This is a genomic window from Candidatus Zymogenus saltonus (assembly GCA_016929395.1).
Taxonomy (GTDB): Bacteria; Desulfobacterota; Zymogenia; order Zymogenales; family Zymogenaceae; genus Zymogenus; species Zymogenus saltonus.
Genome location: JAFGIX010000070.1, coordinates 1 through 21,367 on the forward strand (window position 1 = coordinate 1; position 21,367 = coordinate 21,367).

A 21,367-nucleotide genomic window follows, 5' to 3' on the forward strand; every position below is an offset into this window, starting at 1 on the left:
AAAATAATAAAAAGGAAACATATTCAGATTACGAGAGGCCTGTTCGAGTCTTATATTTCGAGGATAACGAAGCCCTGGCTTATCTGATTCAAAAGAAGCTCGCCGTCAAGGGCCTTATTGTCGATATTGCCCGGGACGGAAAGGGGGGTCTCGTTATGTATAGAAAAGGCTCATACGATGTTATCGTTGTAGATTACCAGATGCCGATCCATAACGGCCTGGAAGTTGTCAACATCCTCTTGTCAGAGGGAGAGCTCCCTCCGACGATAATGGTTACGGGGGAGGGAAACGAGAAACTGGCGGTAGAGGCGATGAAATCCGGCGTCGGCGATTACATCGTAAAGGATTTGGAGGGGCGATACATCGCGCTCTTGCCCTCCGTGATCGATCGGGTCTTGAGACAGCGGCAGCTCATAGACGAGAAGAGGAGAATCGAGGAGGAAAAGGAGAAACTCATCGAAGAGCTCAAGGAGGCCTTGGAAAAGGTCAAAACGTTAAAGGGGCTGCTCCCTATCTGTTCCCACTGCAAAAAGATCAGGGACGATAAGGGATATTGGGAAAAGATAGAGGTCTATATAAAAAATCACACGGAAGTGGATTTTACTCACGGCATCTGTCCGGAATGTATGGAGAAAAAATTTCCGCAATATTTGAATAATTCAAAGAACGACAAAGATGGCAAATAGACTTGAAATCCGTTCAATGAGATTTCGGATATGGGGAGAGTAATATGTCGGAAGATAAGCTGATCAAAGTCCTTTATATGGAAGATGATACAGGCCTTGCGAATCTCATCAGGGGAAGGCTCAAGAGAAGCGGGTACGAGGTCGATATCGCGGGGGATGGAGATGTGGGACTGGCCATGTTTGAGGAGAACCCCTACGATCTTGTGCTTATAGATCAAAATATGCCGGGGAAAAACGGCCTGGAGGTAATTCGCATTTTGAGCTCAAAAAACGAGATCATCCCGATGATCATGATAACCGGTGAGGGCGATGAAAATGTGGCCGTAAAGGCGATGAAGCTGGGCGTAAACGACTACATAGTCAAGGATATTCAGGGTCACTATATCGAGCTTCTGTCCGTGGTTATCGAAAACGTCCTTGACAGGTACCGGCTTATTGCCGGCAAGACAAATGCCGAAGACAACGTAAAGCGATTGGAGAAGGAGAAGGAGGCGATTTTAAACAGCATTTTGGAGCAGGTTATTTATTTGGATACGGATTTCAAGGTTATCTGGGCAAACAGGGCCGCGGGGGAGTTGACGGGGATGTCTACAAAGGATTTTGTCGGGAACAAATGCCACGACATTTTGAATTTGAGCAAGAAAACTTGTGAAAATTGCCCGGTATCCGAAATACTGAATTTCAAGAAGGGCAAAAAGGTGGAGATCATCTCCTCCGACGGCAGGATATGGTCGGTCAACTGCAGCCCGGTTCTTGATGACGAGGAGGAAGTGGAGGGAATAGTCGAGGTAAGGCACGATATAACCGCAGAGAAGATCGCCGAAAAGTCGCTGTTGGATTCCAAGGAGATGTTCAGGATGCTGGCCGAGAACACCAAGGACTTCATATATCGTTATCAGCTCTCCCCCATAAAGGGATTCGAGTATGTAAGTCCCTCGGTCGTCGATGTTACTGGTTACAATCAGGATGAATTCTATTCCGACTCGGAAATGCTCATCAAGATTGTCGATCCGGGTGAGAGGGATCTAATGGAGAGAAATATCAAAAAGCCCGACCAGTACAACAAGCTCTTTACAATTCACTGGGTGAAAAAAGACGGGGAAAGGATACTGATTGAACAGCGCATCGCGCCCATCTTCAATGAAGAGGGAAATATGATGGCAATCGTGGGAATAGCCAGAGATATCTCCGACAGGGATAATGGTAACGGTTTGACCGCTAAAAAGAAGTAGGAGAGTTAAAAGACAGTTTGTTTGGAGTCTTTTCGGCGCTGCTTTCTATTTCAGTTTTGGTTTTCCCGCCGCCGCCCTTTTCGATGATACTGTGGGCCGGCACCCTTTGGTAATTGAGAAAATTTACAGGTGCTGCCGGCCTGTCGAAAAGGTGTGTTCCGGCGGCTTTTTCGGGCCGCCGGGCCGATGTGGGGGTATAGGAGAAAACGGTTTCCCCATTTTTAAGTTGCGTCATCGACTCGGAGTTTATTAAATAGGAATATTCCCCGCTTAATAGAAAGTATTTTGTATCTATAAATACTATTTTATAATATTTTGTAATATTTTGTAATATTTTATCATTTTTTTCTTTACATACTGTTGGAAAAAATGTATTATATAGACAATCCAGGAAACTGGAGGTGGAAGGTTTTTTCCTTCGCGGCCCTAACGGGCCGTTTTTTATGGTAGCCATTTTCTACCCCACCCCTCTATCTGATTATTTGGACTTCTGTCGTATTTCTTGCGCTCAAGTATTTCCGCTATCTTCCCTCCAAAATTATCCGGCAAATCCTGACCGTTGTGTCTCGCAATTGAAGCTCTAAGGCTTGGATGAGCAATTATGTCTGCAAGTTGGAGACCGGCAATATTGTTAGATTTAGACTTTACCTTCAATTGTTTACTGGTTAATGTTTCTTTAAAAACAACCGGATCTATATAATCAGTTCCTTTATTATAAATGTACTCAAATGCGCTTTTAAGTCTTCGATCTTCTCTGCCTCCCCTCGATTCTGCAAGTACATCCCCTGAAGAATTATTTCTTTTCAGCCATAAAACAAATCTTTCCATGAGGATGGTTAAACAGTAGTGATATGGATCATGGCGCCATATTTCATATCGAGTTTTGAATTCTAATTTGTCAATTGTTACGGTAATTACAACGTAATCTAATTCACTCAATAGAGACAATAAATCTTCATTGAACTTTTTTTCTATTTCTGAATCTCTAAGTGCCTGAAAGTGATGCCTTCTATTTACTAATTCTTTTCTATGGAGAATAATCGGATTGTCAGGATGTGATTCAAAGAATTCCTTCTTAATCGCTTCCAGCCGTGGGAAAACGGTGGTGGATACATAATCCAACGACATTATCAATCCCGTTAAACTTAAAAATCGATGGTTGGGGTCCTTTGAAGCCCCCAAATCTGAATTGCCTACTTCATCAATGTACAATCGGTATTTCATTTCTGTAGTGTTTACATCATAAAAATATGTCTATAAATAATAGGTAACTATATAAGCATATTAAATAGATTAAAAGTTATTCCCCCAATAATCGTATTACATTTTAAACTTACAAAAACAGGGGGTCTCTGACTTTATAAATAAGATCTACCTCTCTATTATGAGGAGAGGAACAAACGGGAAAAAACCACAACAAGCCCCCCAACCCCCCGTCAATAGGCGTACATATTTCCGTAGGGCCTCAGCGATTTCGGGAAGTATTTCTTGAAAGGCTTTGACATTATCTCCTTGTGATCCAAATTGAAGTCGCCGGCGAAGTCTTTAAGATAATAGTGGAGCTCATCCCGCTCCTGGTCCGTGGGGTCGGAGACGCCCAGCTCCTTTCCAAGACGGTGCTCTTCCACCTCGCCCCGGACGAAGATCGTCCCCCCGTGCATCCCGGTCCCTATGAATAGCCCCGCTATGGGGCGCTCCGGGTGTTTTGAAAACATGCCCAGGAGGATCAACCTCCCCCCGGCCATGTATTCACCGAAGAAGTCCCCGGCCTTTCCGCCGACGATGATGACGGGGATCTCGTCCAGGTATTCCTTCATGTGGATGCCGACACGGTAGCCGCAGTCCTCCTTGATGTGGATCTTCCCCCCCCTCATGCCGTATCCGCAGACGTCCCCTACCATGCCGTTGATGGCTATCTTGCCGCCGCTCATGGTGTTTCCCACCCCGTCCTGGGCGTTGTTGTGTACCTTTATGATTGGGCCGTTCATGAAGGCCCCCAGGTCTTGGCCGGGGGTTCCGTGAATATCTATCTTGGCCTCCGCAATCACGCCGTCGGCCAGGTAACGCTGGCCGTTGATGTTTGTAAGCTCGAATAGGGCGCTCCCCCCCTTTATCTCTTCCCTGATCAGCTTGTTGAGGTCCTTGTAATAGATTCCCTTGGAATCTATACTGACAAGGCCGTTTTTCCTCTCTATCCTTGAAGAAATCTCGTTCATAAAACAAAGGCTCCTATGGGGGAAAATGATTTAATGCTCCCTAATTTATCCGGGCAGCGTCCCTTTCGATATCGTTTTTTGCTATATTCTTCTTTTCCCTCGCTTTGTCCAGGAGGGCGATGACCGGCTCCCCCGCGATGGGCGCCCAAACCCGGTCGGGATCGGGGCATATCTCCCGAATTGCGCTCTCTTCGGACGCCATGTAGGTAAAGTCCCCCTTTTCCGCCGCCACGAGGGGGCGAAGCTTTACTCGGTCATTTAGACCCACCAGGCCCTCGTTGTTTGCGAAGAGGATGGCGAATGGGCCGTTCAGGAGGGCGGGGCCGTAGATCATTCTTATGGCCCTCAACGCCTCCGCCTCGCCTTCATCGATGAGCTCCAGCTCCTGCCAGAAGGGGGAGGCGAGGGCGAGGCACGCCACCTCATAGGAGAGCCCGTGCTTCCTTATAAGGAGGTCCAGGAGATAGGCTACCACTTCGGTGTCTGTTAAGAGGGTGCACTTGTAGCCGAACATCTCCAGGTATCTCTTGTTTATGCCGTAGGAAGAAATCTCGCCGTTGTGGACGATCGACCAGTCGAGTATCGTAAAGGGATGGGCGCCCCCCCACCAGCCGGGGGTGTTCGTGGGGAAGCGGTTGTGGGCGGTCCAGATGTGCCCCTTGTAGTCCTCCAGCATGAAAAACTCGCTTATGTCCTCCGGGAAGCCGACCCCCTTGAACGCCCCCATGTTCTTGCCGCTGGAGAAGACGAAGGCCCCTTCGATGGTGTCGTTGATGTGCATGACCCTCTTTACCATGAGGTCGTCCTCGGTTACGCTCCCTGAATCGATATCGCCCTTCTCCTCGTCCGTGACGTTAGGAAGGGTGAAGTATCTCATCAAGATCGGAGGGGATTGTATCTTCTCGGTTATCCGGGTCCGAATCTCCTCCCGATGGGAGACGACCAGACTCTCTTTTAGGAAATTTTCCGCCTCGGCCTTCGACCTCTTGTGATCGTACATGATGTGGAGGGCGTATAGCTCCTTGTATTCGGGGTAGATACCGTAGGCGGCAAATCCCCCTCCGAGGCCGTTTCCCCTGTCGTGCTGGTTGGCGATCGACCTGGTGACCACTGAGCCGGAGATTCTCTCCCCCTTCCGGTTGATAATCCCCGACAACCCGCAGCCGGAAATATCTTTTATATAGTTGTGATTTCTGTTCAGATTCATCTATCTCCTCTCAAGCCTTTTCACCCTCAAATCCCTGTCCATGTGGACGTGGCCGAACTCTCCGGAGAGCATCGTCTCCTCCAGCCCCGCGATGCTGACGCCGTCCCTGATTAAACTCGCGAATATCCCCGCCCGCTCGACCTCTCCCACGAGGACGGCGCCGAAGAGCCTCCCCTCCTTCGTGACCAGCTTTCGGTAGATATTATTCTCTTTGTCGAGGCGAACGAGGACGTCGTATCCTCCATTCTCCGGCGGGTCGACAAGGCCTATGCTGATCGTGTCGAGGCCGTAAAAGCCGATGGCGTTCATGGAAAGCCCCCCCTCGTAGGGTTCGTCGGTTCCGGCCATGTTTCTGCCCGCCTGCTTCCCCTGACCGTAGGCGTTGGGGAGGATCGGGGTGACGCGCCTCTCCCGATAAATTATGTCGTAAGCCTCGGAGGCGTCCCCGGCGGCGTAGATGTCCTTGATGTTGGTCATCAGCCTTTCATCGACGAGGATCCCTCTCCCCACATCGATTCCGGCTCCCCCGGCAAGCTCGACCCTCGGCCTTACGCCGATGGCGAGGATCAGGGCGTCCGCCTCGACCGACTTTCCCGACCTCAGGACGATCTCCATTATCTTCCCGCCGTCGGAAACGACCTTTTGGGCAGTGTCTTCCGTGATTATCTCTATTCCGGCCTCCACCAGGCCCTTTGCGACGAGGTCTCCCGCCGTCTTGTCGAAGGCGAGGGAGAGGATTCTGTCCATGAGCTCCAGGACGGTGACCTTGACCCCGATGTTGTTCAGGGCCTCGGCCGCCTTGAGGCCGATGAGGCCCCCGCCCACGACGACCGCCCTTTTGATCTTATCCCTCTTCTTGCCGATCTCCCTCGCGTCCTTATACGTGGTGAAGGAAAATACCATGTCGAGACCCTCCGCCCCGTCGATGGGGGGGAGTATGGGCGAGCCGCCCGTGGCGATCAGGAGGCGGTCGAATGGGATGTCCTTACCGCCCTTTGTCTTTATCGTCCCGGCCTTGGTATCTATCGAGGTCGCCTCGCAGTCGGTCATAAGCGTAACGCCGAGGTTGCTGTAGAAGGAGTCGTCCCTCAAGGGCATGGTGGTATCGTCAAGCTTTCCGTAGAGCCAGTAGCTGATCCCCGGCCTGGAGTAGGGGGGGTAGGCCTCCATAGTTACGAGAGTTATCTCCCCCTCCTTATCGACCTCTCGGATGCCCTCTATCGCGCCCAGGCCGGCCACGCCGCCGCCGATGATTACGTATTTTGTTTCTTTGCTCATCCCACCTCCTCCTCCACAACGATAAGGGCCCTGTTAGGGCAGGCCTCCACGCAGGCCGGTATCTCCCTGTCGCCGCAGAGGTCGCACTTGACCGATTTCCTGTCCTCTTTGTCCATCCCCACCGACCCGTAGGGGCAGGCCATGACGCACGACCAGCAGCCGACGCACTTCTCGATATCGACCGTCACCCTTCCGTCCTCCCCCTTTCTCATGGCGCCTGTTATGCAGGCGGCGACGCACCTGGGGTCGTCGCAGTGCCGGCAGGTGATGGAGAGGGAGACAGGCCCCACCTCCTCGACGTGGGAGCGGGGAAGCTCCCTCTTCTCCTCGAACTTGTACGCCTTTACGATGTCCTTGGTCTTGGAGTGCTCCACCACGCAGGCTATCTCGCAGAGCCTGCACCCTATGCAGACGTCTTCGTTTGCCACCACATATCTTATCTTCAAAATGGTGTACCTCTACCCTTGATTTCAGTGTTGGGGGCTCCCTCGTTCGGGTGTCCCTCTATCGATTTATTGATATATATATTTAATGCATTTAATAACGGTGCCGAAAGGTTGGGTAGAGATTGTTGTCTCCCCTGAAAAACCTATGCCCTTCGGCATAACGTAAAAACTATCTTGACTTAATATTTTAGCCCCAGCCACCTTGCCCTGACTCGATTTTGGGCAATGGAAAAACTCCTTTCAATTTGAGGAAGAAGAAAAATCGCCTTGCTTACCGCAGATGCTTTTAAGATTTATTGCCTCCTCTTTTTACTGTCCACTTCAATATCATTCCCATCGAAATAAGGAGGTAACTGACAATCGTCTAAGTTCCGGCGTGTTTTATGCCGAGGATGTCGAGCTCGATCTGGGACAGCCCCACGCCCCTCAGCCTTTCGCGGTTTCCCCTGAGGCTCTCGATGGCGTTGATTCCCATCCCCCCCAGCATCTCCTGGATCTCGTGGCCCCATGCCCTGACGAGGTTCGTAAGCCTCTCGGCCGCTATCTCCGGGTTCAGCCTTTTTGCGAGATAGGGGTCGTTTGTGGTGATTCCCCAGGGGCACTTTCCTGTGTAGCACCGCTGGCACATGCCGCAACCCATGGCGATCAGGGCCGCCGTCCCGATGTATACGGCGTCGGCCCCAAGGGCTATCGCCTTTACGACGTCGGCGCTGCACCTGATGCCTCCGGCGGCGAGGATCGACGCCTGGTTTCTTATTCCCTCCTCCCTCAGCCTCGTATCGACGGCGGCAAGTGCCAGCTCCATCGGTATCCCCACGTTGTCCCTTATCATGGTGGGGGCGGCGCCCGTTCCGCCTCGAAGGCCGTCAATGGCAACGATGTCGGCGCCCGCCCTTACCATCCCGGAGGCTATGGCGGCCGAGTTGTGGACAGCGGCGATCTTTACCGAGACCGGTTTCGTGTAGTCGGAGGCCTCCTTGAGGGCGTATATCAATTGCCTCAGGTCTTCGATCGAATATATGTCGTGGTGGGGGGCCGGAGAGAGGGCGTCGGTGCCGGTCGGTATCATTCTGGTCAGGCTTATCTGCTCCCCGACCTTTTCGCCGGGGAGGTGCCCCCCGATGCCCGGCTTTGCCCCCTGGCCTATCTTTATCTCGATTCCGGAGCCGGCGTTCAGGTACTCCGCATGGACTCCGAAGCGTCCGGAGGCCACCTGGACGATGGTCCACGGGCCGTACTCGTAGAGGTTTCTGTGGAGGCCCCCCTCTCCGGTGTTGTAGATGATGCCGGTCTCCTTTGCCGCCATTGCCATCGCCAGATGGGCGTTGTAGTTCAGGGCGCCGTAGCTCATGGCGGAAAAGACTATCGGGTACTCGATCTTTATCTGGGGCTCTAATTTGTCCAGAAGGCGGAGCTTCCCCCCCTCTTTTACGACGTTTAGACTGTCCGGCTTTCTCCCAAGATAGGTGGTGAGCTCCATCGGCTCCCTGAGGGGATCGATGGAGGGATTGGTCACCTGGCTTGCATCGAGGAGGATTTTGTCCCAGTAGATCGGGTAGGGCTTGTCGTTTCCCATGCCGGTAAGGAGGACGCCGCCGGTGGACGCCTGCTTATAGACGTTCTTTATGTAATAGGGCGTCCAGCTGGCGTTCGTCTTGAAGTCCCCCGGATTCTCCTTTATGGTAATGGCGCCGGTGGGGCAAAGCGCCTCGCACCTGTGGCACGCCACGCATAAGGAATTGTCCTCGGTCATCTTGTCGGTCTCGGGGTCGTAGATGTGCGCCCCGTAGGAGCACTGTCTCTCGCAGACTCTGCAGGAGATGCACTTATCCTCGTCCCTCTCAATTATAAATTCGGTGAAAGTGTCATATGGGGCTTTGTACAGCAAGCTCTTCCTCCGAAACGGTTGATTTCACAATAAAGGCTCGGAGCCGTTCTCTCTAACCTTTCATATTATATCTGTCACCCTCCATTTTAACGGAGCTGGACAATATCTAATTCCCTAATCTCCGGCACTCCAACGCCGGTCGACCAACGCCAGGTGTATCCCTGACTCCGAACAGCGATCCTCAAACAGACGCCCGTTCCGATTCTTAAAACCTATCAATGACCCTGCTAAAGGATGGGCAGGTAGTTATCGATTTCGTACCTGCTTACGTGAGTTCTGTACCTGTCCCACTCGATCTTCTTGTTTTCGATAAACTTGTTGAAGATGTGATCGCCGAGGGCCTCTTTTACCAGCTCGCTGTTCTCCAGCTCGCCTATCGCCTCGAAGAGGTTCCCCGGGAGCTCCGTTATGTTCTTCTCGCGCCTCATTTCGGGGCTGAATTCGTAGACATCCTCTTCGATGGGCGCGGGAAGATCGTATCCCTCCTGAATCCCCTTCAGCCCAGCCGTCAGCATAACCGTAAAGGCTAGATAGGGATTGCAGGCGGGATCGGGGGACCTGAACTCCATTCTGGTCGCCTTCTCCTTGCCCGGTTTGTACATGGGCACCCTTATCATGGTGGACCTGTTTCTTCTGGCCCAGCTGACGTAGACCGGGGCCTCGTAGCCCGGAACCAGTCTCTTGTAGGAGTTGACCCATTGGTTGCACACGGCGGTCATCTCTCTTGCGTGTCTCAATATTCCGGCGATGTATCCCTTGGCCTCCTTTGAGAGGCTAAGCGCGTCGTTTGGATCGTAAAAGGCGTTCCTGTCTCCCTTGAAGAGGGACTGGTGGGTGTGCATTCCACTCCCGTTTATTCCGTATATGGGCTTGGGCATGAAGGTTGCGTAAATACCGTTCTTTCTCGCAATCTCCTTTACCGTTACCCTCAAGGTCATAAATTTATCCGCCATTTTTAAGCCCTCGTCGAACCTGAGGTCAATCTCGTGCTGGCTGTGGGCGACTTCGTGGTGGCTGTATTCAACATCTATGCCGATATCCTGCAGGGCGAAGATCGTCTCCCTCCTGAAGGGGCCTGCCAGATCGAGGGGAGTGGCGTCGAAGTATCCACCCTCGTCCAGTACCTTGGCTTCCTTGTTGTTTGCGAAATAGAAGTATTCGGGCTCGGGACCGACGTAATAAGTGTAGCCAAGATCCTTGGCCTTCTGTAAAACCTTTTTCAGGGCATATCTCGGATCACCCGCGTAGTTTGAGCCGTCCGGCTCCAGTATATCGCAGAACATCCTGGCTACCGGTTTCTCCTTGTCTCGCCAGGGGAGGAACTGAAAGGTCGTGGGATCTGGCTTGGCGATCATGTCGCTCTCCTCGATCCTGGCAAATCCCTCGATGGAGGAGCCGTCAAATCCCATCCCCTCAGACAGCGCCTCATCCAGCTCCCCGGGCGTTATCGCGAAGCTCTTCAATATCCCGAGAATATCCGTGAACCAGAACTGGATAAAGCTTACGTTTCGCTCCTTGACAATCTTTAATACATCCCCTTTTGTCTTACAAATCATTGAAAACTCCTTTTTAGAATTTCTTTGTCAAATTACAGGCACACATTTCAGTATACACCTATTTCTAATACTTTTCATCAACAAAAACTTCCCGTCAGAGATGGAATTTATCTTGAATTTTTAAATACGGCAGTAGTGCGTTAAATCCGTGGTGGTCATAAAATGTTTATAGTATAAATATAGTCATTTATAGGGTGTTTTCAGGCCTAAGAAACAGGCTGGAGAGCGTGGATTATAAGAAAAATTTCTCTTTACATCCCGTTAAGATTGATGTAAATTCTCAACCATAAGGGGATTGGGGTTAAATTCTCGGTTAATATGCTGTGCCGGCATTACCGAAGGCTCCACTCTCCTTTTTTTAATCAAAACCGACTGTTATTTTTTACCACCTGTCAAATCAACAATAACGTTAAGCTCCAACAAAGTCTCAGCGGACGATTCACCGATCAAATTCGGTACAGACGCCTCTGCCTTGACTATTTGCCGTCGATGATCTTGAGGGCCTCGTCCCTGTAGGCGTCCATCAAATAGGGAATGCCGGTGACCTTTGCGCATTCAGGTGTCAGCGACATGAGGTTATCCTTGCTGATAAGGTTGAGCTTCCATTTTCTGGCCCCTGCCATCAGCTGCTGTAGGCCTATCCGTATCTTTTCCGATACGCTGTAAATGCCGATTGCTCCCAGCGGCATCTTGTCCACTTCTTTGCCGTATTTATCCTTGACCTCTTCGTAGCAGACGAAGATCTCCTCCTTGGTCGAGCCGTACCTTGCGACGTTCTTTGGAATAGGCATGTCATCGGTCTTATGATTCTGCAGCCAGATCTCGGTGTTCTTCCCCACTATCCCGGGGATCATCAGCGCCCGGCCCATGCAGACGGCCTTGACGTAGGGGGCTCCCAAGGCGATGCACTTGAATACGTGATCTTCGGTGGAAAGTCCGCCGGCGAAGGCGAGGTCGGGAACCGAGCCGCCGTTTTTGGAGAGCCTGTCGGAGAGCTCGACCGCCATCGAGTGGAGGTAGATTGATGGGACACCCCACTCGTTCATCATCCCCCAGGGGCTCATGCCGGTTCCTCCCGGGGCCCCGTCGATGGTCAAGAGGTCTATCTTTGCGTCCGAAGACCACTTGATGGCCATTGCAAGCTCTCTCATCGGGTAGGCGCCGGTCTTTAGCGTGACGCGCTTCGCTCCCAAGCCTCTCAGCCTCTCCACCTCCTTCATGAAGGCATCCTGGTCGATAAATCCGAGACGGGAATGACGCTCAAACTGCTTTATAGCGCCGTCTTTGAATCCGGCCGCTATCGCCGGGTCTTCCGGATCGGGGGTTATGATGTACCCTCTCTTCTTAAGCTCGGTTGCCCTCTCGATGGAGTCGACCTTGATCTCGCCTCCGATGCACTTGGCCCCCTGTCCCCACTTCAGCTCGATAGTCTCGACGCCCAGCTTCTCGATGACGTACTCGGCAACGCCGAACTTGGTGTCCTCAACGTTCATCTGCACCAGAATGTCGCCGTAACCACTATGGTAGCGCCTGTACTGCTCCACACGCTCGCGCATGTTGGGCGCGTCTGCGACCTTGCCGTTTTTGTCGAGTTTCAACTCCGGATCAATTCCGCAGACGTTCTCGCCGCACACAAGGGTGATTCCGCTGATCGCTGCCCCTACCGCGAAGTGTTCCCAGTACCTCCTGGCGATGTCCGTGCTTCCCAGGGCTCCCGTGAATATGGGGACCTTCATCTTTACCTTGTTTGCGGTCCCGAATTCCGTTTCCGTGTCGACCGCCGGGAATATGGCGTGTTCGGGATCTCCCTGGACTCCCTCGGCTCCGAAGGCGTATCCCATGATGTTAAGGTGGGAGTAATCGATCGGGTAATCCTTGTCCGCACCGGCCGTTACGCTCCCGAACGGGCCGGGATAAAGAAGCTCACGGCCGCGGAAGGTCGCGTTGAAAAGGTCGCAATTTCCCACGCAGTTGTCAACGCACCTGCTGCAGATTCCGGATTGGGGCGACACGTCCCTGGATCGGTTTGCCGTTTGCAATGCGTCATTCGCATTAGGCCGTTTTAGATTCATATAATAAACCTCCTTTCATTTTCGGCAAAACATTGCCACTTTTTACAATAAAGAAATCATCCAAAGAAAAAACATTTCTTAAACATTAATTTTTAATCGCCGACAGCCTTGTTTTGATTAGATCCGAAAAACAGCATTGTGAGGCAAACTTTTGCCAATATATTCTTTGAAGCCTCATTTTGTCAAGAAAAAAGTTGGATTTCACGCAAATTCCCAACTTTTTTAGGGAGATTTGGAGGGGACTGACGAAATGGACGGCAAATATAGAAAAAATGCTTTCTTAATTGTGATTTCATAAAGGGTTTTTCGCAGACCGGGCCAAAAGAATCTATTGGTGGTAGATATTTTTTTGACTGGAGAGTCTAGACAAAGATGGCGATAAAAGGAGAATAAATCGGCAATATTGCCGATTATTTCCTTGACATGTATAGAAGAGGAGGATATATTGGCCGTCATGAGTGAAAAGGCGGAAAAAAAGAGGCTGTCGATCCTAAAAATACTTCACGAATCGGAAAACCCGATGAGCAGCCCCAGAATAACCCGGGAGCTCAACGCCCGGGGATTTGACGTGAGCGAGCGGACCGTGAGGCTATACCTCCTTGAGATGGATTCTGCGGGACTGACGGAGAGCTTCGGTAAAAGAGGGAGGCGGATAACCGAAAAGGGATTGACGGAGCTTTCGCAGGCCCGGGTTTTCGAAAAGATAGGCTTTCTGGCGGCCAAGATCGACCGAATGACGTATAAGATGGACTTCAAGCTTTCCAGGCGGACGGGGACCGTCGTGATGAACACGAGCCTCATAGAAAGGGATCAGATCGAAAGGGCCGTTCCGTTGATAAAAAGCGTGTTTGCATCCGGACTCGGCATGGGAGAGCTAGTGACCGTCTTCGAGCCGGGGCAAAAGATGGGCGAGCTGGAGATCAAGGAGGATTATGTTGGAATAGGGACGGTGTGTTCGGTGACCCTGAACGGCGTTTTGCTCGATTTTGGGATTCCAACCAATTCGAGATTCGGCGGGCTCTTGGAATTGGAGGAGGGGGAGCCTATAAGGTTTGTCGAGCTGATAAATTACGACGGGACCACCCTCGATCCCCTGGAGGTTTTCATAAAGAGCGGCATGGCGGATCTTAAGGGGGCCGCGGAGTCCGGGAGCGGGAGGATAGGAGCAAGCTTCAGGGAGGTGCCCGCAGAGAGCCGAAACAGGGTCCTGGAAATCTCGGAAGAGCTGAAAGGTGTGGGGCTCAATGGATTCTTAAAAGTTGGATGGCCCGGGCAGGCGCTCCTCGAAATCCCCGTGAGCGACGGCCGGTGCGGCGTAATCATAATAGGCGGTCTCAATCCGGTGGCCATCCTCGAGGAACACGGGGTCGAGGTAAAACACGCCGGCGCCCTGTCGGGACTGTGTGATTACCGAGATTTTTTCCACTATAGTGAGTTGGACGAACGTATTGGGAGGCTTTGCTGAATCCTTGTTGAGACGGCAATAAAACTCTGATTCGATAGCACATGTTTTAAAGACCTCTCTAAAGGGTGACGGTTTTTTGATAAAGCCAAGACTTATGGCAGCAGCGGATGTTTTGAATTCGATATATAAATCTTTGAGTGGCATTAAAACATAAAAAAAGGGGGCACCGAAAAAAGGTGCCCCAATGAAAAAGTGAAAGGTAGGCAATTTGGGAAGGAAGAACAGTAAATCAAATTCCTATTTTTTTTCCAACACAAAAAAACAGGAGTCATGCCCCATGGCCTTGCACCTCTTCTCTCTAACATTGTAGACGTTTTCGCCGTAGGCCCAGTTAGCCAGGTACTGAATCACCCCCTCGTAGGAGGAGCAGATGGGCCGATCGAGCCTGTACCCTTCGCAGATAACACATTCCGGGACGTCAAAGGCCGGCCTTCCGTTTTCATCCATAGCGGGCCCACCTTTTCCCGTACCTTCCCTGTATATCTCCATTCCCTTTATAAACTTCATGTCTGGGGATAGGCCATTATTGGAAATGGGATCGAGCACCCGGGCGATTTCGACGGTGTTTTTGAATCCAAGATAGCCGATCCTTCTCCAGATTCCGAGTGCGCCGGTTAGACCTAAAACGTTGGTAACCTCGGTGAACATCCTTGCCTGGTCTTTTACTGTAATACAGGGCTCCCAGTCGTTATTTGGGGGAGCATTAAAGAGATGGTCTACTCCCGCCTTCTTTAGAATCACCCTTGCGCCGTTTCCGCCCAATATATCATTTAGGCTTTCTATTATTGCCCTAATCGACATATTTGTGGCCATCTTTTCTTGATCCGACATAAGATCAACCTCCTTTTCTTTCTATTTTTCGTTTCGGCTCTATGTTTGCCGCCGTAAGACAGAACGCTCTTTTTTTGAAGAAACCGAGTCTATTGAAAGATCGCACGTTATTGTATATGTAAAATGATTATTCTGTAAAAAGTGTGTAATTTTATGACTTTTTATTCAATAAGGCCTTAGGGCCGTTTTAGCCTGTTTGGTTTTCGGCATCGGGGTGGAATACTGTAAAGGTATGTGAGGCCGGGGCCGGGCGCCTGCGTCATGGCTCAAAATATGGGCTTTGTTGGAAAATTGCGCTCACGCTCAAGATATTGACATATTGGTTGATATGCGTGGAGTTTAAGGCCGGGCTTAAAATTCCCCTTCAGCGGTCTTGATCGGCGGAGGTTTGTAACTTCCTTTTGCCGGAAGGGGAGCCGTTTAGTGGGCGGCTTGAATTACGCAAAGCCATAAAATAACGGGTGCAATCACAACGGGGCACCGGGACAGGGAAAGATGATGTGACTTTTATGGTATGTGATTTTTTAATAAAGTGATGCTGTCAAGACCTCGAGGCGTGGGCTTCAAAGCTGTTCAAGGAAAGGGGGCCACTGTTTTGACCGATCTTTTCTAAACTTTTTTAGCGTCTTTTGACCGTTACGTATATCGGCTTGCTTTTTTTAAGCTAATCCAGAACCTCCCTTATTTCCCTCAGGAGCTTATTGGCCATGAAGGGCTTTTTCACAAGGCCGGCCGCCCCAAGGTTGATAACGTCCCGGTACTGATTTACCTCGGAGTATCCGCTGGACAGGATAACCTTGATATCGGGATCGATTTCAAGCAGTTTTTTCAATACCTCTTCACCCCCAATGTCGGGCATAATGAAGTCGAGGATGACGAGATCTGTCGGTTTCTCTTTCTCCCTGAAGGCCTTGAGTCCCGCTTCACCCGAATCGTAGGCATACACCGTATAGCCCGCCTCGGTTAGGATATTCTTTAAGATCAGGAGAACCGCTTCCTCGCTTTCGATTATCATGATTGACTCCGTGCCACCCATGGCCTTTATATCAATCTTTTCTGTATCTTCCTTCTTTTCCGATTCAGCGGGGAAGTATAAAGTAATCTCCGTCCCTCTGTCCGTTTCGCTGTCAATGTTTATATAGCCTCCATGGTTTTTGACTATGCCGTAAACCACGGAGAGTCCGAGACCGATTCGCGACTTTTCGTCCTTGGTCGTAAAGTAGGGATCGAATACCCTGTTTAGGGTATCTCTATTCATTCCGATGCCGGTATCCTTCATCTTCAAACATACATATTCCCCGGTCTTGATACTATAGAGCCCCATTTCGATTTCCTTTTCAACCTCTATAAGATATGTCTGAATTGTGAGTGTTCCCCCGTCGGTCATTGCTTCCAAGGCGTTCATCGAAAGGTTCATAACCACCTGGGTCAGTTGTGAGATATCGCCCTCGATGTTCTTTAAATCACTCTCGATCTCCAGATTGATTGATATGGACTTTTCAAGTGCCTCAGAAGTGATTATATTGTATACACTGTCTACCACTTTATTTATATTTACGGGAACAACCTCGAATTTCCCCTCTCTGGATCTGGAGTACGTAAGCAGTTGTGCCGTAAGCTCCGATGCCCTGATGGCGGATTTTTGGATTGCCAAAAGCCCCTCGTAAACCGGGCCCATGTCGATGAACTTGTTCTTCAAAAACGAGGCATACCCCAAAATTGTGGCCGTGATGTTGTTGAAATCGTGGGCTACGCCGGCCGCCAGGGCGCCCACCGCCTTCATCTTCTGGCCCTCTATAAGATGCTCCTCCATCCTTTTTTGCTCGGTGATATCCTGCAGAATACCTATCATTCGGATCAATTTACCCGAGCCGTCGTAATGGGATTCCGCCTTGAAGTGGACAAACTTCAAAATACCCTCTCTCGTGATAATTCTGCATTCTATATATTCCGGCCTGTTTCCATTAATGACCGTCTTCATCAGGTTTTCGCATATCTTCTTGTCGTCAGGATGAACCAATTCCCTCATTTTCTCTATTGACGGAGGTTCGCTGATGTCCACTCCCAGAATTTTGTACATCTCGAAGGACCATACGGTATTGTCGTTCACGATATCCCATTCCCAGCTCCCCAATTTTGCGACTTCCTGCGCCTCTGACAGCAATTTTGAAATCCTCAACAGCTCTTCCTCGGCCCGCTTCTTCTCAATTGCGAGTCTGTGGCTTTCTAAAATCCGCTCTACTTTTATTGGAATCAGATCAATGTAACTGCCCTCGATATCCTTGACCAAGTAATCCCCCGCTCCCAGCTTCATGGCCTCCACAGCGAGGTTCTCGTCGCCCGCCCCCGTTATCATCATTGTCGGAGGCATATCGCCTTCGGATGACAGTTTCTTCATCACCTCGAGACCGTTGAAAATCGGCATTTCGTAATCGAGGGCGATCAGGTCATAAGAGCCGGCCTCATACATGGCCAGCCCCTCTTCGCCGTTTAGGGCGATGTCCACTTCGTAGCCTTCTCTTTTGAGGCTGTCTTTAACGAGGTGCGCGAGGCCGTTATCATCTTCAACGTATAGGATCTTGATTGGTTCTGACCGTAACATGACAATTCCCTCTTGGTATTGCGCCTTAAGCGGATATGGCATGAACTCGCATTTTTAGGATAACACACTTAGGCCTTTTTAACAAGATTGTGACGAAAAATGAAATGAGTCTGCCTGCTTTATCTATTTCCGATTTAAAGATTATCTCCTTATCGCGGCCTTTCACCGGAAAGTCAAATGGACCGATTCGTAACCTGTACGGTCCGCCCAACCTTCGGTCCAGATTTATCGTCCGGCCCAAGACAATCCGGGACAAAGAAACCGGACCGAACAATAAAATGTCCTTGTCAATAATGCAGTTAGGTGATAGATTAGTAATCCGTATTTTGATATCTGTTTTTCCCATTTTCTTAAAAGAGCAGATCTGAAAATTCTGTGTCAAAAAAATAGTGGTTCATTGTATGGACAATATGTTTTTTGTGTGAATTTTTTATGATTTTTAGACCTCTTTTTATTAAATCTTGCGACAATTTTCGCTGAATAATGAACGGAACAGAAATAGAATACGATGTGATAGTTGTGGGATCGGGCCCGGGCGGCTCCACGGTGGCCCGGGAGATGAGCCTTTCCGGGAAGAGGGTGCTCCTCCTTGAGAGGGGGGGTAACGTCAAACGGGTCGGAAACACCGTTTCGGCCGTCTTGATGAGCAAGAGCCTCGGCCTTACCTTGAGCCGCGAGGGGAACTGGGTCGTCAGCGGGGCGACCTACGGGGGGACTTCCAATCTCGCCGCCGGCTGTGCCGTTCCCCCGCCGGAGATGGTCTTTGCCCCCCACGGTATAGATCTGACCGATGAGGTTGCCTGTGCCAAAAAGGAGATGTGGATAAACAGGCTCCCCGACGAGCTGGTGGGGGAAACAAACCTGAGGCTCCTCGAGGCCGCCAACGACCTCGGGAACGATTGGGATAAGATGGAAAGCTTCATCGATCCCGAAAAATGCGTGCCCGAATGCTCCGACTGCATGTTCGGGTGCGGCAGGGGCGCAAAGTGGACGGCCAGGGTATACGGCGACGAGGCGCAGAGGAACGGGGCGGACCTCAAGCTCCGCACGAGGATAGACCGGGTATTGACGGAAAACGGCCGGGCCGTGGGCGTCGAGGGGAGGCGGCTGGGAAAAAGGGTGAGATATTTCGGGAAGGTTATCGTCCTCTCCGCCGCTTTGGGAAACGTACCGATTTTAAAGAGGGCCGGGATAGATGACGCCGGCAGGGGATTTGCCTGCGACTTCCTCAAGTTCGCGGCCGGGATCGGCAGGGGTATTGATTCAACGAAGGCAAATCCTATGACCGTGGGGACTCTGGAACATTACGAGTCGGACGGGCTGGTTATTATCCCCGTCTTCTACGGCTGGAGCACCTTTGCCGCGCATCTCCTTCTATCGAACCCGAGGCGTCTCCCGAAGCTCTTCAACCACCGGAGATATACGGGGGTCATGGTCAAGATAAAAGACGATGTAGCGGGGGAGATCTACCCGGACGGCACATATTCCAAGCCGGTTACCGGCAAGGATCGAAAAAAGCTGGACAAGGGAGTAGAGATCGCAAAGAGGGTCTTGAAGAAGGTCGGGTGCAGGGAGGACTCTTTCTTCGTCTCGGAGCCGATGGGCGCCCATCCGTCGGCCTCCTGCAGGATCGGGGAGGTGGTGGACTCAAACCTCGAGACAAGGATAAAAAACCTCTACTGCTGCGACTCCAGCGTGTTTCCGGAGGCTCTGGGCCTCCCAGTCGTGTGGACTGTGGTCTCTCTGGGCAAAAGGCTCGCAAAACGCTTGAACTCCGTGATATAAAATAAGGCTGTGTGGAAAAAAAGGTTACCGAAATCTACCGTAATTCAAAATGAGTGGAATGATTAAAGATGAAAGCTAACGTGATCGGAAACGAGAGGCCGTGGATTTTTTCCGAGTATCCCGAACTGAAAGGTAAAATTTCTTTTAAGTCGTACGGCGACTATCCCAGCGGCGTGGAGCACTTGAAAAGCCTAAGCAAAGTGATCGGCTCCGAGGTCTACATCAAGAGGGACGACAGGGCGTCTTCCATATACGGGGGAAACAAGTGCCGGATGATGGAATTTATCATCCCGGACGCCCTGGACAGGAAGAGAAAATCGCTCGTCACCTGGGGGGCGATAGGCTCAAATCAGGTGCTTTCCTCGGTGATATTCGGAAACCAAGCCGGCTTTGACGACATCACCGCAATACACAACGTCCAGCCCTACCATCCGTACGTCAAAAGGAACTTATTGATCTCCACTTCCTTAGGAGTCAAACAGCTCCTGGGGGGAAACGACTTGTTGCTGATTCTTAAGCTCTTCTATACGTACATCAAGAAGAAGATCACGGGGAAGAGGCCGTACCTGATCCCGCTGGTAGGCTCGGCGCCGATCTCGGTTCTCTCCTATTTCGATGCGGCCCTGGAGCTCAGGCGGCAGATAGACGGGGGGATATGTCCGAGGCCGGATTATATATTCGTCACCGTGGGAACCGGGGGCACCGCCGCGGGACTGATCCTCGGCTCGATGGTTTTCGGCGGCATAGGCGAGGTGGTGGGGGTCAGGACAGTTGAAAACTCCTTTGTAAGCGAGAGGATAATCGCCTGGGAGATAAACAGGACGCTGAAGTTTTTAAAAAGGCTGGGGGTCGATCTCAAAATCGGGAAGGTGAAGGCGGAGGAAATCAATATACTCCACGATTACCTGGGCGAGGGCTACGCCGAGTCCACGCCGGAGGGAAGCGAGGCCATAAAACTGTTGAAGGAGCTCGAGGATATCGACCTCGACGTGACCTACACGGGAAAGACGATGGCGGCTATGCTGGACATGGCGAGGGAGAAAAAGGAGAAGCGCTTCCTCTTCTGGCACACGTTGAACACTGTTGACATCACCCGCTACACGGATAAGCTCCCGGACGTGTCCGAGGCGCCGGAGCCCTTTCATAAGCACCTTCGATGAGGGGGAATCTCGGCTGGGACCAAAGGCCGTTCTCCGGTCGACTTCGGGGGATGCCGATGTCGCGTTCGCAGATACTTGGACCGCCGTTTCTCGATCCGGGACGGCTGTTTTTTAAGGATTATTCGGGGGCTGTTTGTTTTAAGGGTCTTCGCCGATCAAGCCTCTTAAGCCCTGTATTGAATGCGCCGAAAACCCTCACTCGAAGTAGTCCCTCAGATCGGGGGGGACCTTGTCTTTGTCCACCTCGAACAGCTCGACCAGGATGTCGTCCGGGGCGGGGACCATGATATACCTCCAGAGTCCGAAGTCCGCGACGCCCTTTCTCAGCACAACCCCGGCGGAGCGAAGCCTTTCCACTATCCCCTCGATGTCGTCGGTCTGTATCCCGAAGTGGTGGATGCTCGCCCTCCCGGGAACCTTCGGTGGCTGATCGTAGAAGTGGATCCTTCCCCTTCCCACCCTCATGAATACGTTCCTCGCCCCGGCAAGCTCCATGTCGAGGGCGACCCTCCCTCCGAAGAAATCCTCGTAGAAGCGGATGCTCTTATCGAGGTCCGACGCGAATATGTGGACGTGGTGTAAATGGGTTTCCATTTTTCTCACCTCAAGGATTTTTATCAATCTACATATACAATATACAATATTACAAAACGGCCGTCGGGTCAAATCAAACCCTTTGACTTTTGGGCCTCAAAGGGATATTTTAGCAACGACGGGTCTTGCGGCGGTGGAGTGGAGGGACCTTGGAAAGGGGGAAGCGGCGTTCCCACGGACGCGTCCCTCGAAAGACTCGGCCTGAAGCCGTAATTGTGTTTATTGAGCTGTTTCCGATTCCCTTGCATATCGTCTCCGGTCTCGTCAACCGTTTTCCTCCTATTACAAAAAGCGACTTGACACCGAAGACGCCCGAATATAGAATATTAATGGTGGTCTTAAAAAAAGT

At 51.2% G+C, this 21,367-nt stretch carries 17 protein-coding genes; 5 read left to right on the top strand and 12 right to left on the bottom strand.

Annotation, left to right across the window (positions count from 1 at the left end; all coding sequences use genetic code 11):
• Together JW984_13545 and JW984_13550 are read left to right on the top strand one after the other, a co-directional pair.
• Nucleotides 1–686: response regulator (locus tag JW984_13545; protein ID MBN1574216.1), on the top strand; the 686-nt coding region annotated here is incomplete at its 5' end.
• 44 nt (nt 687–730) lie between these two features.
• Nucleotides 731–1,918 (top strand): PAS domain-containing protein, encoded by a 1,188-nt coding sequence (locus JW984_13550; GenBank protein MBN1574217.1) that lies wholly within the window; start codon nt 731–733, stop codon nt 1,916–1,918.
• Here JW984_13550 and JW984_13555 read toward each other — a convergent pair.
• From JW984_13555 to JW984_13595, 9 genes are all read right to left on the bottom strand, one after another.
• Complete coding sequence (locus JW984_13555; GenBank protein MBN1574218.1) at nt 1,905–2,372, bottom strand: hypothetical protein; 468 nt, start codon at nt 2,370–2,372, stop codon at nt 1,905–1,907. The two genes, JW984_13550 and JW984_13555, sit on opposite strands and share 14 nt — an antisense overlap.
• Nucleotides 2,360–3,130 (bottom strand): DUF3800 domain-containing protein, encoded by a 771-nt coding sequence (locus tag JW984_13560; protein ID MBN1574219.1) that lies wholly within the window; start codon nt 3,128–3,130, stop codon nt 2,360–2,362. The genes JW984_13555 and JW984_13560 overlap by 13 nt, the downstream gene beginning before the upstream one ends.
• 224 nt (nt 3,131–3,354) lie before the next feature.
• Nucleotides 3,355–4,134, bottom strand: coding sequence for a hypothetical protein (locus JW984_13565; protein MBN1574220.1), 780 nt, complete (start codon nt 4,132–4,134; stop codon nt 3,355–3,357).
• Nucleotides 4,135–4,174: 40 nt separating this feature from the next.
• Nucleotides 4,175–5,341 carry a glutamine amidotransferase family protein gene (locus JW984_13570; protein MBN1574221.1) on the bottom strand — a complete coding sequence of 389 codons (1,167 nt, stop codon included), beginning with the start codon at nt 5,339–5,341 and terminating at the stop codon, nt 4,175–4,177.
• Nucleotides 5,342–6,619 (bottom strand): NAD(P)/FAD-dependent oxidoreductase, encoded by a 1,278-nt coding sequence (locus tag JW984_13575; GenBank protein MBN1574222.1) that lies wholly within the window; start codon nt 6,617–6,619, stop codon nt 5,342–5,344.
• On the bottom strand, nt 6,616–7,059 hold the full coding sequence (locus tag JW984_13580; protein ID MBN1574223.1) for a 4Fe-4S dicluster domain-containing protein: 444 nt from the start codon (nt 7,057–7,059) through the stop codon (nt 6,616–6,618). The genes JW984_13575 and JW984_13580 overlap by 4 nt, the downstream gene beginning before the upstream one ends.
• Nucleotides 7,060–7,429: 370 nt before the next feature.
• Entirely contained in the window at nt 7,430–8,953 is a 1,524-nt protein-coding gene (locus JW984_13585) for an alpha-hydroxy-acid oxidizing protein (protein MBN1574224.1), read from the bottom strand.
• 227 nt (nt 8,954–9,180) lie between these two features.
• A complete protein-coding gene (locus tag JW984_13590) occupies nt 9,181–10,509 on the bottom strand; it encodes a glutamine synthetase (GenBank protein ID MBN1574225.1) in 1,329 nt (442 codons plus the stop codon).
• A gap of 476 nt (nt 10,510–10,985) precedes the next feature.
• Entirely contained in the window at nt 10,986–12,581 is a 1,596-nt protein-coding gene (locus JW984_13595; GenBank protein ID MBN1574226.1) for an FMN-binding glutamate synthase family protein, read from the bottom strand.
• Nucleotides 12,582–13,035: 454 nt separating this feature from the next.
• Between JW984_13595 and JW984_13600 the strand changes: the two genes are divergently transcribed.
• Nucleotides 13,036–14,046, top strand: coding sequence for a DUF128 domain-containing protein (locus tag JW984_13600; GenBank protein MBN1574227.1), 1,011 nt, complete (start codon nt 13,036–13,038; stop codon nt 14,044–14,046).
• A gap of 237 nt (nt 14,047–14,283) precedes the next feature.
• On the opposite strand, the gene JW984_13605 is transcribed toward JW984_13600, so the two are convergent.
• Nucleotides 14,284–14,877: a hypothetical protein gene (locus JW984_13605; protein MBN1574228.1), complete on the bottom strand. Its 594-nt coding sequence runs from the start codon at nt 14,875–14,877 to the stop codon at nt 14,284–14,286.
• Nucleotides 14,878–15,541: 664 nt separating this feature from the next.
• Nucleotides 15,542–17,479: a response regulator gene (locus tag JW984_13610; protein ID MBN1574229.1), complete on the bottom strand. Its 1,938-nt coding sequence runs from the start codon at nt 17,477–17,479 to the stop codon at nt 15,542–15,544.
• 483 nt (nt 17,480–17,962) lie between these two features.
• Between JW984_13610 and JW984_13615 the strand changes: the two genes are divergently transcribed.
• The gene (locus JW984_13615; GenBank protein MBN1574230.1) at nt 17,963–19,264 is read left to right on the top strand and encodes a GMC family oxidoreductase; all 1,302 of its coding nucleotides are present in this window, start codon (nt 17,963–17,965) and stop codon (nt 19,262–19,264) included.
• A gap of 68 nt (nt 19,265–19,332) precedes the next feature.
• Nucleotides 19,333–20,424: a pyridoxal-phosphate dependent enzyme gene (locus JW984_13620; GenBank protein MBN1574231.1), complete on the top strand. Its 1,092-nt coding sequence runs from the start codon at nt 19,333–19,335 to the stop codon at nt 20,422–20,424.
• 195 nt (nt 20,425–20,619) lie between these two features.
• On the opposite strand, the gene JW984_13625 is transcribed toward JW984_13620, so the two are convergent.
• On the bottom strand, nt 20,620–21,018 hold the full coding sequence (locus tag JW984_13625) for a VOC family protein (GenBank protein MBN1574232.1): 399 nt from the start codon (nt 21,016–21,018) through the stop codon (nt 20,620–20,622).
• Nucleotides 21,019–21,367 lie beyond the last annotated feature (349 nt).